At 68.7% G+C, this 15,869-nt stretch carries 7 protein-coding genes; 3 read left to right on the top strand and 4 right to left on the bottom strand.

The window, feature by feature from the left end; genetic code table 11:
* Positions 1-16: 16 nt before the first annotated feature.
* Genes OP79_RS15115 through yjfF form a run of 3 tightly spaced genes read left to right on the top strand, consistent with a single transcriptional unit; the run spans position 17 to position 3,692 of the window.
* Positions 17-1,555 carry a sugar ABC transporter ATP-binding protein gene (locus OP79_RS15115; RefSeq protein WP_033320699.1) on the top strand — a complete coding sequence of 513 codons (1,539 nt, stop codon included), beginning with the start codon at positions 17-19 and terminating at the stop codon, positions 1,553-1,555.
* Positions 1,552-2,664: an ABC transporter permease gene (locus OP79_RS15110; RefSeq protein WP_033320698.1), complete on the top strand. Its 1,113-nt coding sequence runs from the start codon at positions 1,552-1,554 to the stop codon at positions 2,662-2,664. The genes OP79_RS15115 and OP79_RS15110 overlap by 4 nt, the downstream gene beginning before the upstream one ends.
* Positions 2,664-3,692 (top strand): galactofuranose ABC transporter, permease protein YjfF, encoded by a 1,029-nt coding sequence (gene yjfF, locus OP79_RS15105; protein WP_033320697.1) that lies wholly within the window; start codon positions 2,664-2,666, stop codon positions 3,690-3,692. Before OP79_RS15110 ends, yjfF begins: the two co-directional genes overlap by 1 nt.
* Before the next feature lie 81 nt (positions 3,693-3,773).
* Here yjfF and OP79_RS15100 read toward each other — a convergent pair whose 3' ends face one another.
* The 4 genes from OP79_RS15100 to OP79_RS15085 all read right to left on the bottom strand — a co-directional run bounded on the left by OP79_RS15100 (position 3,774) and on the right by OP79_RS15085 (position 15,748).
* Positions 3,774-6,185, bottom strand: a complete 2,412-nt coding sequence (locus tag OP79_RS15100) for a SpoIIE family protein phosphatase (RefSeq protein ID WP_211270799.1) — start codon at positions 6,183-6,185, stop codon at positions 3,774-3,776.
* A 202-nt stretch (positions 6,186-6,387) separates the two neighbouring features.
* On the bottom strand, positions 6,388-11,577 hold the full coding sequence (locus OP79_RS15095) for a family 43 glycosylhydrolase (RefSeq protein WP_033320696.1): 5,190 nt from the start codon (positions 11,575-11,577) through the stop codon (positions 6,388-6,390).
* A gap of 422 nt (positions 11,578-11,999) precedes the next feature.
* Positions 12,000-13,148 carry an EstA family serine hydrolase gene (locus tag OP79_RS15090; protein WP_033320695.1) on the bottom strand — a complete coding sequence of 383 codons (1,149 nt, stop codon included), beginning with the start codon at positions 13,146-13,148 and terminating at the stop codon, positions 12,000-12,002.
* Positions 13,149-13,198: 50 nt separating this feature from the next.
* Entirely contained in the window at positions 13,199-15,748 is a 2,550-nt protein-coding gene (locus OP79_RS15085; protein WP_033320694.1) for a M14 family zinc carboxypeptidase, read from the bottom strand.
* Positions 15,749-15,869: the final 121 nt, after the last annotated feature.

Here is a 15,869-nt window from a genome sequence, read left to right as displayed (position 1 = left end):
CAAGAGGAGCGCTGCCATGGCAGAGCCGCAGCCCGTCCTGGAGATGACGGGCATAGTCAAAGAGTTTCCGGGGGTACGGGCTCTGTCCGGTGTCGACTTCCGGCTCTTCCCCGGCGAGATCCACGCCCTGATGGGCGAGAACGGAGCCGGGAAGTCCACCCTCATCAAGGTGCTGACCGGTGTCTACTCGCTGGACGACGGCACCATCACCCTCGACGGGCAGCCCGTGCGGATCGACAGCCCGCTGCAGGCGCAGCAGGCCGGTATCAGCACGGTCTACCAGGAGGTGAACCTCTGCCCCAACCTGTCGGTGGCGGAGAACATCTTCATCGGCCGTGAACCCACCCGCTTCGGCCGCATCCAGTGGAACCGCATGCGCAAGGAAGCGGCGGAGCTGGTCGACCGGCTCGGCCTCGACATCGACGTGACCGCACCCCTGTCCTCGTATCCGCTGGCCGTGCAGCAACTGGTCGCGATCGTACGGTCGGTGGGCACCGGCGACAGCGACGGCGCGGGAGCCGGCACCAAGGTGCTGGTCCTGGACGAGCCGACCTCCAGCCTCGACCGCGACGAGGTCCTCGAACTGTTCCGCCTGATGCGGCAGTTGAGGGACGAGGGCGTCGCGATCCTGTTCGTCTCCCACTTCCTCGACCAGATCTACGAGATCTGCGACCGGATGACCGTCCTGCGCAACGGCACTCTCGTCGGCGAGCACATGGTCAGCGAGCTCGACCAGGTCGGACTGATCCAGCTCATGATCGGCAAGGCCCTGGACCAGCTGGAGGAGCTCCACGATCACCAGCTGCGCTCCGACGTCGGCGAGACGCTGGTCAAGGCGGACGGCCTCGGCAGGACGGGCGGCATCGCCCCCTTCGACCTGGAGATCAAGAAAGGCGAGGTCGTCGGACTGGCCGGCCTGCTCGGCTCGGGCCGTACCGAACTCGCCCGGCTGCTCTTCGGCGCCGACCAGCCCGACAGCGGCAAGGTGTCCATCGGCGGCAAGCAGGTCTCGATGAGCGCCCCGAACGACGCGATCGGCGCGGGCGTCGCGTTCTGCTCGGAGAACCGCAAGAGCGAGGGCCTCGTACCGGATCTGACGGTGCGCGAGAACATCATCCTCGCCCTCCAGGCGGCCCGCGGCTGGACCCGGCCCATCCCCGCCTCCCAGCGGGACGAACTCGTCGCCAAGTACATCAAGGCGCTGGACATCCGCCCCGCCAACCCGGAGGCCCGCGTCGGCCAGCTCAGCGGCGGCAACCAGCAGAAGGTACTGCTCGCCCGCTGGCTGATCACCCAGCCGAAGCTGCTGATCCTGGACGAACCGACGCGCGGCATCGACGTCGGCGCGAAGACGGAGATCCAGAAGCTCGTCGTCTCACTCTCCGAAGAGGGCATGTCCGTGCTGTACATCGCGGCCGAGCTGGAGGAAGTACTCCGGCTCAGTCACACCATCGGAGTGCTGCGAGACCGCAAGCTGGTCGCGCAGATCGCCAACGGGCCCGAGATCACTCCCAGCCGGATCCTGGAGACCATCGCGAGCGGAGAGCACCAGTGACCACCACACCCCGATGGCGAGCGCTGACGCACCACAACCTGTTCTGGCCGGTCGTGGTCCTGGTCGTCCTGCTGCTCGTCAACGTCCCCTTCACCCCCGACTTCTTCTCGATCCGCATGACGAACGGCCACCTCCACGGCAGCCTCGTCTCGATCGTGCTGTTCGGCTCGCCCCTCATCCTGGTGGCGGTCGGCATGACCCTGGTCATCGCCACCGGGGGCATAGACCTCTCGGTCGGCGCCGTGGTCGCCATCACCGGGGCCCTGACCTGTTCGTACATCAGTGACCAGTCCGACCAGAGCGCCCTGTCCGGGGTGTTCTTCGCCATCGGCATCGGTCTGCTGGCGGCGGTCGTCTGCGGACTGTGGAACGGCTTCCTGGTCGCCCGTATGGGCATCCAGCCGATCATCGCCACGCTGATCATCATGGTCGCCGGACGCGGTGTCGCCCAGCTGGTCACCGACGGCCAGATCATCACCATCAACAGCGAGCCGTACAAGCTCATCGGCGGCGGCTACTGGCTGACGCTTCCCTTCTCCATCTTCGTGGTCGCGGCGGTCGTCGCCGTCACCGTGGTGCTGACCCGCAAGACGGCGCTCGGCCTGCTCGTCGAGTCGGTCGGCGGCAACGCCGAGGCCAGCCGCCTTGTGGGCATCAGGTCCCGCCGTATCAAGATCATGGTGTACGTGTTCTGCGCGCTGTGCGCGGGCATCGCGGGCCTGATGATCAGCTCCAACACCTCGGCCGCGGACGGCAACAACGCCGGCCTGTGGATCGAACTCGACGCGATCCTCGCCGTGGTGATCGGCGGTACCTCACTGCTGGGCGGCCGGTTCTCCATCGGCGGCACGGTGATCGGCGCCCTCGTCATCCAGACCCTGACCACCACGATCTACACCATCGGCGTGCCGACCCAGACCAACCTGGTCTTCAAGGCCGCCGTCGTCATCGTCGTCTGCCTGCTGCAGTCCCCGAAGTTCCGCGCCAAGGCCTTCGGCGGCAGGTTCGGCAACAAGCCCGGCGCGAAGGGTGGCACCGGTCAGCCCGCCGTGGCACCGGCGCAGACCGCCAAGACGACCGAGGCCGCTCCCAAGATGGAGGTGTCGTGATGAGCACGACCACGACCACCAAGCGCCCCACGGCCCCGGACAGCCGTACGCCGTCCAAGGCCGCGCAGCTGCTCGGCGACCGGCGGCTGCCCGTCCTGGTGACGGCCGGGCTCTTCCTCGCGATGTACGTGGCGGGCCTGAGCCGGTACCAGAACTACGGGTTCGGCGAAGCACAGGTCTTCATGAACCTGTTCATCGACAACGGCTATCTGCTGGTCGCCGCCGTCGGGGTCACCTTTGTCATCCTGTCCGGCGGCATCGACCTGTCCGTCGGCTCCGTCATCGGCTTCACCACCATGTTCACGGCATGGCTGGTGGAGCGTCAGGGCCTGCCGATCCTGGTCGTCATCCCGATGGCGCTGGCCGTGGGCGCCTTCGGTGGCTTCCTGATGGGCTATGTGATCCACAACTTCGAGATCCAGCCCTTCATCGTGACCCTCGCCGGCCTCTTCCTCTTCCGGGGCCTGTGCCTGGTCATCAGCAAGGAGTCGATCTCCATCGGCGACTCCTCGGTGAGCAGCATGGCCGGGGCGCAGGTGAACCTGGGGGCGGGCTTCCTCTCGATCGGCGCGATCGTCGCGCTGGTCGTCCTCGCCGTGGCGTTCTACGTCCTGCACTACACGCGCTTCGGACGCCGGGTGTACGCCGTCGGCGGCAACGAGCAGTCGGCCATGCTGATGGGCCTTCCGCAGGGCGGCACGAAGATCGCCGTCTACACGATCAGCGGCTTCTGCTCGGCGCTCGCCGGACTGCTGTTCACCCTCTACATCCAGTCCGGTGACCCGCTGCACGCCACCGGCATGGAACTCGACGCGATCGCCGCGGTCGTCATCGGCGGCACGCTGCTCACGGGCGGCTCCGGCTATGTGATCGGCACCCTGTTCGGTGTCCTCGTCCTGGGCCTGATCAAGAGCATCATCCAGTTCGAGGGCACGCTCAGCTCCTGGTGGACGAAGATCGCCACGGGCGTGCTGCTGTGCGCGTTCATCCTGATCCAGCGGGCGATGACGGCTCGTAAGAAAACCTGACCCGGACGCAGGCTCCGGTCAACGAACCGTGGCAGCAAGGGAGTTACCCCCGCCGAGGGGTCTCCCTTGCTGTCGCGTTCTTCAACTCACCGACAATTCCGCCCAGATGGTCTTGCCGTCGTCCGTGGGGCGGCTGCCCCAGCGCTCGGTGAGCTGGGCGACGAGAAGCAGTCCGCGGCCGCCCTCGTCGTACGTCTTGGCCCGGCGCAGGTGCGGTGCCGTGCTGCTGCCGTCCGACACCTCGCAGATCAGCGTGGCGTCGTCGTCATCGTGGATCAGGCGCAGCCGGACGGGCGGACTGCCGTGCCGGATGGCGTTCGTGACGAGTTCACTCACCACGAGTTCGGCCGCGAACGCCGCCTCGTCCAGGCCCCAGAGGTCCAGTTGCCCGGTCGCGTACTTCCTTGCCCGTGCCACCAGGGCCGCGGCAGGAGGAACGTCCCAGGTCGCGACCTGGGAGGCGGCGAGGCCCTGGGTACGGGCCAGCAGGAGCGCCACGTCATCGGCCGCACCGTCAGGGGGCAGCAGGGTCCGTACGAGATCCTGGCATGTCTCGTCCAGCGAGCCGGCGGATCGCGCCAGCACCTGGCACAGGAGCTCGTAACTCCCGTCGATGTCCCGGATCCGGTTCTCGATCAGGCCGTCGGTGCACAGGGCGAGCACGGTTCCTTCGGGCAGTTCGAGTTCCGTGCTCTCGAAGGGCAGTCCGCCCACGCCCAGCGGCGGGCCCGCGGGTACGTCGATCTGCCGGGGGGAACCGCCCGGGACGGCCATGACGGGTGGCGGATGGCCGGCCCTGGCGAACGAGCAGCGGCGCGAGACCGGGTCGTACACCGCGTAGAGGCAGGTGGCGCCCACCTCGCCGGTGGCCTGTCCGTTCCCGGCCTCCGCGGAGAGCCGTACGACGAGGTCGTCCAGGTGCGTCAGCAGCTCGTCCGGCGGCAGATCGACATCGGCGAGCGTACGCACGGCCGTGCGGAGCCGCCCCATGGTGGCGGAGGCCTGGATGCCGTGGCCGACGACATCACCGACGACCATGCCGACGCGCAGCCCGGACAGCGGAATGACGTCGAACCAGTCCCCGCCCACCCCCGCGCGCGCCGCCGGAAGATAGCGCGAAGCCGTCTGCAGCGCGGCCGTTCGGGGCAGTGTCTGCGGCAGCAGGCTTCGCTGCAGGACCAGCGCGGTCTCGCGCTCGCGGGAGAAGCGGCGGGCGTTGTCGACGCAGACGGCCGCTCTGGCCGTGATCTCCTCGGCCAGCAGTACGTCTTCGGTGGTGAAGGCCTCGGGGCTGCGGTACCGCACGAACACGGCGACGCCGAGTGTCGCGCCGCGGGCCCGGATCGGCACCGACATCGCCGAGTGCACGCCGTACTCCTTGACCCGCTCGGTGCGCATCGAGTCCCCGGCGAGCCAGTCGTGGAGGGCGGCGACCGGGTCCGACCTGACGGTCGTCCGGCCGGCCAGCAGCGAGTCGGCCTGCGGTGACGAGGCCGGGTACGTGTCGACCTCGCCCGGCTCGATCACGGCTTCGGGGCAGCCCGGCGTGATGGACCGATGGGCGGCGCGACGCAGGACCACGGGGGCGGAGGGGATGCTCGCCGGGCACTCGCCGCTGTCGTCGGGCGGGTCCATGAGGTCGACGCTCACGAAGTCGGCGAGACCGGGCACGCACACATCGGCCAGTTCCTGGGCGGTGCGCGTGACGTCGAGCGTGGTGCCGATGCGGATGCTCGCCTCGTTGACCAACTGCAGCCGCTGGCGGGCCAGATCCTGCTCCGTGATGTCGTGCGCGGTCAGACAGACCCCGCGCACCACACCGTCGGAGTCGGTCAACGGCGCGAACTTCGCCGACCACGGGTGTGCGTACTGCTCCCCGCCCGTGCGTAAGTAAATGTCCACGTCCTGCTGTTGCCCGGTGCGGAACGCGCGGCGCAGATGCCGCTCGAGTTCCTCGCTCTGCCGCTTGCCGCCGATCTCCTTGAGCCGCAGGCCACGGATGCGCTCTTCGGGCAGGCCGATGATGCGTTCCATCGCCTCGTTGATCCTGTGCAGCCGTAACCGGTCGTCGTAGATCGCCATGGGGCACGGGGACTGCTCCAACACCGCTGCCGACAAAGGGTCGTCGAACGGCAGCGGACCCCTGTCCTCCAGCGGGCAGATCACCCGCCACTCGCCGCGGTCGCCGGACTCCGGCCGACTGCGGTGGGCGAGCAGCCACACGGGCACCTCATGGCCGTCGCGATGGCGCAGCGTGAGGCCGCCGCTCCAGCGGTCGGCCGCCGCCTCCGGAGGGACGACCTCGTTGCCCGGGGCCAGCAACCGCTCCGCGGGCCGGCCGACGACGTCCAGCGCTGTGTGCCCCAGCAGCCGCTGGGCGCCCTCGTCCCATTCGACGACGGTGCCGGTGCTGTCGATGACGGCGTGTGCCGAACCGGTCTCGTCGAAGGGGTCCTTCGGTCCTTCTCGCGCTGTGTCCTGGTGCCGGCTCATCCTCTTCGAGTCTCGTTTCTCCCGGCTCGAGATCTTGAGCTGTGAAACGCAAGAGCCCTCGGTGAACAGAATTCTGTTTGAAGGCTAAAGCGCAGGGCGCGGTCGTGGCAGCCGTACGGCCGAACATGCGGCGCTCCTCACACACGGAGCGGCGCCCGGGGCACATGCCCCGGGCGCCGCTCCGTCATGGGGAGTCGGGCCGTCAGCCGAAGATGATGCCGTAGGCCTTGCTGCCCGTGAGGTTGTCGTAGACGACGTCTCCCGTGGACTTCTTCCAGATCTTGATGCGGTACGTGTCAGGGGAGTTGGTCACGGTTATGCGGAAGCCGTAGCCGCTGGTGCCGTTGACCGTGCCGGAGCCCTGGTACTGGGCGTCGGAGCCCGTGACCACCAACCAGTCGGAAGAGGTGGAACGGAACTTCAGCTTGGCGGCCGCGTAGTCGAAGGTGGCGTTGCCGCTCGGAACGGTGGCGCCCTTCTTGTACTTGGCACCGAAGGAGAAGCCCGCCGGACCCTTCAGGCTGGGCCTGGCGGGGTAGGCCCCGGCCGGCGAGGAGATCACGCCGACGCCCGCGATCGGCCAGGCCGCCCGGTCGTACACGATCAGTTCGGCGAGCTTGGTGCTGTCCGAGCCGCCGTCGTCGTCCGTGACCGTGATCTCCGGCCGGTGAATGCCCGCCTTGGTGTAGGTGTGGCCGGCTTCGCAGCGGGAGCCGCTGACCGTTCCGGTGGCCGGCTCGGTGCCGTCCTTCCAGTCGACCCGGCAGGTCTGGCTGTCACCGGAGCCGAGGTCGGTGAAGTCGGCCGTGACGACCGCGCTCCTGCCGACCGACACCGGGGACGCAGGGCCCGCGGCCGAAGTGATCACCGGCGCCGCGTTGTCCACGGTCACGGTGAGCGTGTCGCTGCTGCGGCCGCCGGTCAGCGTGACCTCGTACGTACCGTCGTCGTCGCAGGTGATCGCGGTGAGAACGGCATCGGGGTCGGAGAAGGTGCAGGGCGCTCCGTCCTGAACCGTCCACTTCGGGTCACCGGCCCCGGAGATGGTGCCGGTGAGCGAGATCGCGCCGCCCTCGGTGCCGGCGGCGTCGGGCCCGGCGCGGACGATGGTGACCGGGTCGATGCTCGCCAGTGTCGGTACGACCTTCTTGATCAGGCCGTCGGAGTCGAACTCCAGCTTGTCGACGGTGGTTTCGCGGTGGGTGCCGTCACCGCCGGGGATGGCGAAACGGTGGTAGGCGATGTACCAGTCGTCGGAGTTCGGCACCTTCACCACCGAGTGGTGGCCGGGGCCCTTGATACCGAGCGAGAGGTCCTTCTCCAGGATCACGCCCTGCTTGGTCCAGGGACCGGTGGGCGAGGACCCGGTGGCGTAGGCGACGCGGTAGTTCTCGTCCCGCGTGTCGTTCTCCGACCACATGAAGTAGTAGGTGCCCTTGCGCTTGATGACGAAGGTGCCCTCGTTGTAGCCGCTCGGGGTGATGTTGGTGACCTTCGAGGCGTCGAAGGAGACCATGTCGTCGTTCAGCGGCACGACGTACGCCCTGCCGTTGCCCCAGTAGAGGTACGACTGGCCGTCGTCGTCCGTGAAGACCGCCGGGTCGATCATCTGGCCCGTGTAGGCGCCGGCGGCGATCAGCGGCTTGCCCAGGGGCTCCTTGAACGGGCCGGTGGGCGAGTCGGAGACCGCGACACCGATGTTCGCGTCGGCGGAGTAGTAGAAGTAGTACTTGCCGTTCTTCTCCTCCATCGTCGGCGCCCAGGCCCTGCTGTCGGCCCACGTCACGTCCGGGCCCAGGTCGAGGATGACTCCGTGGTCCTTCCAGTGCACCAGGTCCTTGGAGGAGTACGCCTTGAACTGCGTGCCGCTCCAGCCCGGGAAGCCGTCGGTGGTCGGGTAGATGTAGAAGGTGTCGCCGAACCTGACGATGTTCGGGTCGGCGTTGAGCCCCGGCAGGACCGGGCTCTTCATCTCCAGGGCCCGGACCGTCCAGGTGCGCTTCTCGCCGTCCGAGCCGGTCACCTCGTACGTCACCGGCTCGGTGAAGTCGCGCAGGGTGCCGGACGCGGGGCTGATGGTCGCGCCGTTGGCGAGGCCGAACTCCGGTGCCAGGGCGGTCACATCACTGCCCGCGGTCAGCGGGAGCGTGATCCTGCTGTCCGTGTCGTCGATGATCGCGTCGACCTTCAGCGCGGGGTGGGTCGCCGAGGCGATACCCGTGGTGTTCCCGCTGAGCTCCAGGATCTCGGCGGGCGACAGCGCCCGGTTGTAGATCCGGAAGTCGTCGACCTCGCCGCCGAAGTACGGGTCGGGGGAGTACATGGACCGGCCGATGTAGCCGGAGTAGCCCTTCGACGCGTCGTACATCTCGGACGGCTTGATGGTGACACCGTTCGCCCGGGCCGCCTCGGCGCCGTCGACGTAGAGGACCGCCGTCTCGGTCGCGCTGTTCACCGTGACGGTGACGTGCTTCCACTCACCGGGAGTGAGCTGCGAGCCGCCGACCATCTGCTTCTCGCCCGACCAAGTGGCCTTGGTGATCGCGGAGAAGACCTTGCCGGCGCCGTTGGACGGGGTGGCGAAGAGGTACTTGTCGCTGTCCGGGCCCAGGCCGAAGAGCCACTGGAAGTTGTCCCCGCCCTTCCACTTCACGTGGGTGGAGACGGTGACGCTGTCAGCGCCCTTCAGAACGCCGTTCGGGATGCTGACGTACGGGGAGGTGGTGGAGGAACTGGAACCGCCGGACATCTTGAAGGAGCCGTCCTTGACCCCCGTTCCGAAGTCGGGCGTACGGACGTACGTGCCGTGGTAGCCGTGCCCGCTGGAGTCACGGGCGATGTTGCCGCCGGTCTCGTCGAAGTCGTAGCGCAGCAGCAGGTCGGCGGGCACGTCGGGGCCGTCCGCCGAGACCGTGACCTCTGCCTTGGCCTTGAGCGCGGCGCCGTCGGGCAGGCTGCCCTCCACCGTGAAGGTGCCGGCCTGCGCGTACGCCGAGGCCGGGACGTCGTCCCAGGCGACGGAGACGGGCCGCTTGGCGCCGTCCCCGTATTCGGCGATCACGGTGCCCGGCAGGACCGGTGCCTCACCGATGCCCGTCGTCACCTTCACGTCCTCGACCGACTTGACGAGCTCGTCCGACTGATAGGCCTTCAGCAGCCGGTCGTACTCGGCCTGCGTGACCGGAAGTACCGTGCCGTGACGGGGCTTTGACGGCAGGTCGTATCCCGTGGACGGGGTCCAGTCGCCGGAGGCGAGGTCCGTCGTCTCGAACGGGATGTAGCCGCGGCCGCCGAACTCGTCGAGGAACGCGTACCACTTCTCCTCGGTGTTGGACTTGAAGACCAGCGGTCCCTCGGCGGCGCTCATCTCCCCCTTGCCGATGCCCTCGGCGACGAAGTCGTAGGAGGGGTCGAGGATCGAGTCGCTCTTCTCGTGGAAGATGAACTTGCTGTTCGGGGTGGAGGAGGTGTTGTTCCGCTCGTCCTTGGACAGACGGTGGTAGGTGCCGTCGTGCTCGATCATCGTGGAGTCGATGACCGAGTAGCCGCGGTCGATCCAGACCTTGGGCTCGCTGAAGGTGTGGAAGTCGCGGGTGGTCGCGTACATCATGCGGTTGTACGTGTCGCCGGTGTGCGCCTCGTTGTCGTACAGCTTCGACGCCCAGAAGACGACGTACTCGCCGAGCTTCTCGTCGTAATAGGCCTCCGGGGCCCAGGTGTTGCCCGCCGAGTCCGGGGAGACCTTGACCAGGCGCTGGTTCGTCCAGTTCACCAGGTCGGTGGACTCCCAGACCATGATGGACTTGCTGCCGGTGCGCTGCGAGGCGTCCCAGTTGCCGTTGCCGTAGATCCGCAGGTCGGTGGCGATCTGGTAGAACTTGTCGCCCTCGGGGGAGCGGATGATGAACGGGTCGCGCAGACCCTTCTCACCGAGCGTGGAGGTCAGGACCGGCTTGCCCTCGTTCAACTCCCGCCAGTTCAGCGGGTCGTTGCCCTTGCTGAGGGCGGCGTAGAGCTGCTCGCCGTCCGAGGTGCCCTCGCCGGTGAAGTAGCTGAACATATAGCCCTTGAGGGCTTCCTTCTTCGGCAGTTCCGGCACCTTGGCGGTGAAGGTCCGAGTCGCCTTCGCGTCGCCCTTCGTGACCGTCGCGGTCAGCTCCACGGTGGTGTCGCCGTCGCCGTGCGCGGGGCGCTTCACCAGGCCGTCGGCGTCGATGACGTCCGGCTTCGCGGACGACCAGGCGACCTTCGTGCCGTGGTCACCGGTCGCGGGGAGGGTGAGGTTGCCGCGTACGTCGTCGAGGTTGTGGACGGACAGCGCCTCGGCGGCCTGCTCGGTGGCCGTGGCGTCGTCGAAGGCGGGGGAGACCGTGATGTCGAAGCTCTTGGTGTCGGTCACGGTTCCCTTCTTCAGGGTCGCCGTGAGCGTGGCGCGGCCGTCCGGCTCACCGGCGGCGGGGCGGGTGACCTTGCCGGTGGCGGAGACCACGCCGGCGTTGTCCGTGGCCCAGCTGATCTTCGATCCGCCGGCGGTGCCCGTGGTGGGCAGGGTCAGGTCGGAGACGACGCCGGTGGTGTCGCCGAGGGTGAGAGCGGCCTTGTCGTCGGCGACGCCCTGGGTGGCGACGGGGAGGGAGAGCTCCTCGACCTCCGAGCCGCCGAGTGCCCGGTTGTAGACCCGGAAGTCGCGGATCTGGCCCTTGAAGAGCTTGTCGCCCGGGTACACGGACTTGCCGATGTAGTTGGCGGTCGTCTTGCCGGAGCCGATGGCGCCCGGGGTGATGGTGACCGAGGTGTTGCGGGCCACCTCCACGCCGTCCTCGTACAGCACACCCGTGTTGCCGGTCTGGGTGTACGTGACCTGCTTCCAGACGGAACGGGTCAGGTTGCCGGAGGCGGACGGCCTGGTGGTCTGTTCCGTCGACCAGTTGCCGGTGGCTATGGAGGTCCGGAAGCTGTCGCCGGTGGTGAAGAGGTAGCCGTTGCCGGCGGTGCCGCTGGTGTTGCCGAAGCCGTAGAGGAAGTACGGGGTGGCTTGCGTGGAGTCGATCCGTACGTCCATCGAGACGCTGATCGCGTCCATGCCGCTCATGATGTCGTCCGGCACATCGATGTAGGTGTCGGAGCCGTTGAAGGCGAGTCCCTCGCCGCTGCCGGACCAGTTGGCGGTGCCGCTGACGGTGCCGTTCCGGTCGTTCCCGGAGGCGTCGGCCACAGCGGTGCCGGAGGTTGCGTCGAGCTTGTACCAGAGGGCCAGGCCGTCGGTGATCTCCGCCGCCTGTACGGGGGCGACGGGTCCGGCGAGACCCAGGAACAGTGACGCGGCGGTCAGCCCGGCGAGATGGCCCGCCAGGCGTCTCGCGCGGCTGCGAGGCCGGTCGGTCTGCGGCATGTCAAGTCTCCTCGTTGAGACGTCGCTCATCGCTCAAGGGACGACGGGGAACGAAGGGAGAGTGGGTGGCGGCCCTGACGCCTGGGCACCCTGCTGTTTCGTCCGCGCTGTTTCGTCCGCGTGACGTCGTGTTGCGAGAGTGTCAGCCGGTGCACACGGGGCCGTCAATAGTTTTCGAACAATGTCCGGCCAGTCGGACAAGACGCTCCGCTGGGAGGGCGGTTCGTAGCTGCCGGTTCGTGGTGGCTTGTCGCTCCCCCACTCTCGGCTTCTCCCCCAGTGCCTTAAGGGCCTGGGGACCCCCAGAGCGGGGGGACCCCCATCGCGGCGGAGCCGCATATGCCACAGCCCCGCGCCCCTAAGAGGCCTGCGGCCTCCCTAGAGACGCGGTAGCGCACCGGACTTCGGCAAGTCCGCTTGGCTTAGGCAAGCGCAGCTATGTGCACCGCCCGCACCAGCCGCTCGTTCTCCGGCGCAGCCCCGCCCGGGAACGACATCCGGCGCCGTGTGTAGCCGTAGGCCAGGCCGCTGCGCGGATCGGCGAAGGCCTGGCTGCCGCCCGCTCCGCTGTGGCCGAAGGCCCCGGCGCCGAGGAACGGGTACCAGTTCTCCGCCGTGGCCTGGAAGCCGAGCCCGTACGCCTTGTGGGCGCGCATCACCAGGTCGAAGCCGATCGAGTGGACCTGCCCGACCTCCGCGATCGTGTCCGGCTTCAGCAGCGGCGCCCGGCCGCCCACCCGGCTGATCGCCGCCGCGTACATCCCGGCGAGCCCGCGCGCGGAGGCGACGCCGCCCGCCGACGCCTGGCCCTTGGCGCGCACGGTACGGGAGTTGGCGAAGCCCTCCAGCGTTCCGGGCTCCGGCACATGCTCGTTGAACGCGATCGACGTGAGCGTGTGCGGGCCGGTGGGCGCCGCGTCCAGTACGGCCTGCTCGGCGGCCGTCGGCGCCATCGGCTGTACGGAGCGGAAGCGGGGCTCCTCCGCCTCGGGTAGCCCCAGGAAGAAGTCCAGCCCGTACGGGGCACGGATCCGCTCCTCGTACACCTCCTGGAGCGTACGGCCCGTGACCCGCCGTACGACCTCGCCCGTCAGCGCGCCGATCACGAGCGCGTGGTAGCCGAAGGCGGTGCCCGGCCGCCAGAACGGGCGCTGGCCCGCGAGCCGTTCGGCGACCGCGCGGTCGTCGGCGAGCTCGTCGTCCGTGAGGCCCGCGTCGGAGCCGACCACGCCCGCGCGATGCGCGAGCAGCTCGCGCAGGGTGATCGCCGACTTGCCCTCGACCGCGAACTCGGGCCAGTAGTACGCCACTTCACGGTCCAGCTCCAGCGTTCCCTCCTGCACGAGTAGGGCGACCACCAGATGGGCCGCCCCCTTCGTGGACGAGAAGACACCGAACAGCGTGTCCTCCTCCGTCTGAGGACCGGCCCAGAGATCGACGACCCGTCGCCCGTGGACGTACGCGCTCAACTGGCCAGCGTAGTCCGGCCGTTCGGCTGCCACGACGGCCGCGAACTCCTCGCGTACCGCCTCGTAGCCGTCGGCGACGGTGCCGTGGATCTCCGGGGTCATCCGTACTCCTCCAGTCGTCGTGCCTGTCGTGCCTGTCGTGCCTCAGGGTGTCAGCGGGCCACCGTCAACAAGGCCCGTGCGACCTGGGGGAATTCCCCCTTCGGATGGGCGCGGAAGAGCGGTTCCGTGCCGAACAGGACGGCATGCGGCCCGCTGACGACCGAGGCCTGGCCCGCCGCCCGGTCCGGGCCGCCGGTGCCGTCATCCAACGCGCGCCAGTGGCCGGAGACCAGGGGATTTCCGGTCGCGTACGACTGCTCCACACGGACTGAGGAGCCCAGGTCCGTGAACCACATGGGGGCGTACACGAAGCTGTGGTCCGGAGCGCCCTGCGTGATGCCGCCGCGTGAATTGACCACGCGTACAACGCCGTTGGCGTCCCCGTTGCCCTCGACCGGCTTGACGGCGAGCAGGTCCGCGGCGGCGTTGAGCGCGGCTCCGGTGGCTCCGCGGCCGACGAGACCCTCGCGGGCCAGGAAGCGGTCCAGGGCGGTACGGGCTGCCGCGCCGAGCTCCTCGTGGTCGAGCCCCGCCGACGCGAACAGGACGTCCGCCTTCGACCAGTCGAAGCCCGCGTTGAGGATCGCCGTGGACACCGGGGTGACGTCGAAGTTCATCTCGCGGAGGGCGAAGAGCTCGCCGGGGGTGACGGCCGCGGCGACGCGTACGCGGTGGAGCGGGGTGCCTCCGGTCGTCTTCGTCGCGTCGAAGGCGACGTCGTACTTCCTGGCGAGCGCTGCCGCCTTCGTCCGCGCCGACGCGGGCACGATCGCGCTGCCGCCGTCGGCCGACTGGCGTACCGAAACCCCGTCCGCCAGAAGGGAGTTGAGCGCCGCGATCTCGCGGGCGTCGTCCAGGCGCAGACGGAGGTTGGCGCCCGGGGCCACATGCCCGACGCCAGCGGCCTCGTGGACCGTACGGGACGGGACGGAGAGCCCGGCGGTCCGTACGGAGTCGACCGACGCGCCCCACAGGCGGCCCAGACTCCAGCCGGAGATGTCGTACATCGTCGACACCTTGTCGCTGATGTCCCGGCCGTCCGCCAGCATCACATTGGCGAGACCGCGCTTGGGCTGGCGCATGTCGATGACGTACGAGCCCCGCGTGTACGACTTGCCGCCGAGCCTGAAGTCCTTTGTGGCGCGCCGGACCTGGACGTCGTTGGCGAGCAGGTGGTCGACGAGGCGGGCCGCGGCGGTGCTTGAGCGCTGACCGCGACCGGAGGGGATGACGTACGCGCGCGGGAAGTCGGTCGTGTAGACGTCTTCAGGACCGATGCCCGGAACACCCGGCACCGTTTCGGGCGAGACGGGTGTTTGCGCGGCACCTGTAGCGCCCCGGCGGAAGACCTCGATCTGGTCGGCGATGAGGGAAGTACGGTGCTTCTGGGCGAAGTTGAGGGTGGCGTCCATCGCCGCGCCCGCCACGTCCACGTTGATCGCCGCACGGCGGCGCAGCTCGGTGACCGGCAGCTCGTCGTACTCCTCGTTGTTCACCGCGAGCGGGATCTCGATCGTGTGCGCGGCGACGGTGCCGTGGAAGGCCGCGTACTGCGGGGTGAAGATCGGCGGCCAGTCGTCCCAGCCCTCCTCCTGGTCGCGGAAGGGGATCTGGGCGGGCTCCACGCCGTCCTTCTCGGGCGTGTAGCCGAGGCCGTTGACGGCGGACTCCATGCCGAGGGCGTTGGCGTAGGTGTTCTTGAGGAACAGGTCGTACTCGTAGTTCTCGCCGTGCGGGGGAGTGGTCGGCTCGATGAGGGTGCCGTTGACGTAGCCGTGCAGGTCGAGCATGACGGCGGGCTGCTTGTCGATCTCGATCTGCCGCATCGCGCGGACTTCGGGCTGCGAGGCGGTGATGAAGTCGCGGTTCATGTCGAAGCCGCCTGCGTTGGCGCGGGTGCCGGCGATACGGCCGTCGGGGTTCGCGGTGATGTTGAAGTAGAGGCGGTTGCGGGCGAGGAGATCGGTGGTGTCCTTGTCCTTCGCCTTCGCGAGCCGTTCGATGAGCTTGAGGGCGGCGTCGGTGCCCTCCCATTCGTTGCCGTGGATGTTGTTGTTGAAGAAGACGGGGGTTTTGTACGCGGCTTTGAGGGTGGGGTCCTTGGCGGCGGCCTGGGGTGCGTTCTCGATGAGTTCGCGCATACGTTCCTGGGCGCGGGCCTGCTTCGACGACTCCGGGGCGGTGACGGTGACCAGGTACAGACGGTGACCGCCCGCCGAACGGCCCGCGATCTCCACGCTGACGCGGTCGCCGAGCTGTTGGAGGGCGTTCAGCTTCGGGGCGATGGCGTGGTACGGGGTGAGGCCGAGCTTGATGGACTTGTCCGCGGGGTTCTGCGGGTCCGGGGTGAGGGTCTGCTCGCGGGGGTAACCGCGGGCGTCTGTGGTGAGGTCGAGGGCGGGGGAGGTGAGGGCTCGGTCGGTGGTGCTCTCGGGCGCTCTGGCAGCTCTGTCGGCTCCTTCCGAGGTGGCTCCGGTCTCCCTCTCGCGGGTCGGGGGCTGGGGCGTCGGGTCGGCTACGGCGCCGTATGGGGTGAGCAGGAGTGTTGCCGTAGCGGTGGCTGTGGCGGTGGCGAGCAGGACGGGTCTCGGCAGACGCACGCGTACCTCCTGTTAATCGGTACCGGGAGGTGTACCGGTTCGATTCCCCTGCAACAAGAGGGCGTTGGCGTGGCGGAGCGGGCATGCTGTGGGTGGGCGTCGGCGCGACGGGGGCCGGACG

The organism is Streptomyces yerevanensis, from assembly GCF_000716805.1.
Taxonomy (GTDB): Bacteria; Actinomycetota; Actinomycetes; order Streptomycetales; family Streptomycetaceae; genus Streptomyces; species Streptomyces flaveus.
This window is presented reverse-complemented; position numbering and strand designations above follow the sequence as displayed.

Coding starts and splice junctions, on each gene's coding strand:
- OP79_RS15100 (WP_211270799.1), bottom strand. CDS start 6,185: ATGAGCCGGCACCAGGACACAGCGCGAGAAGGACCGAAGGACCCCTTC.
- OP79_RS15115 (WP_033320699.1), top strand. CDS start 17: ATGGCAGAGCCGCAGCCCGTCCTGGAGATGACGGGCATAGTCAAAGAG.
- OP79_RS15090 (WP_033320695.1), bottom strand. CDS start 13,148: ATGACCCCGGAGATCCACGGCACCGTCGCCGACGGCTACGAGGCGGTA.
- OP79_RS15095 (WP_033320696.1), bottom strand. CDS start 11,577: ATGCCGCAGACCGACCGGCCTCGCAGCCGCGCGAGACGCCTGGCGGGC.
- yjfF (WP_033320697.1), top strand. CDS start 2,664: ATGAGCACGACCACGACCACCAAGCGCCCCACGGCCCCGGACAGCCGT.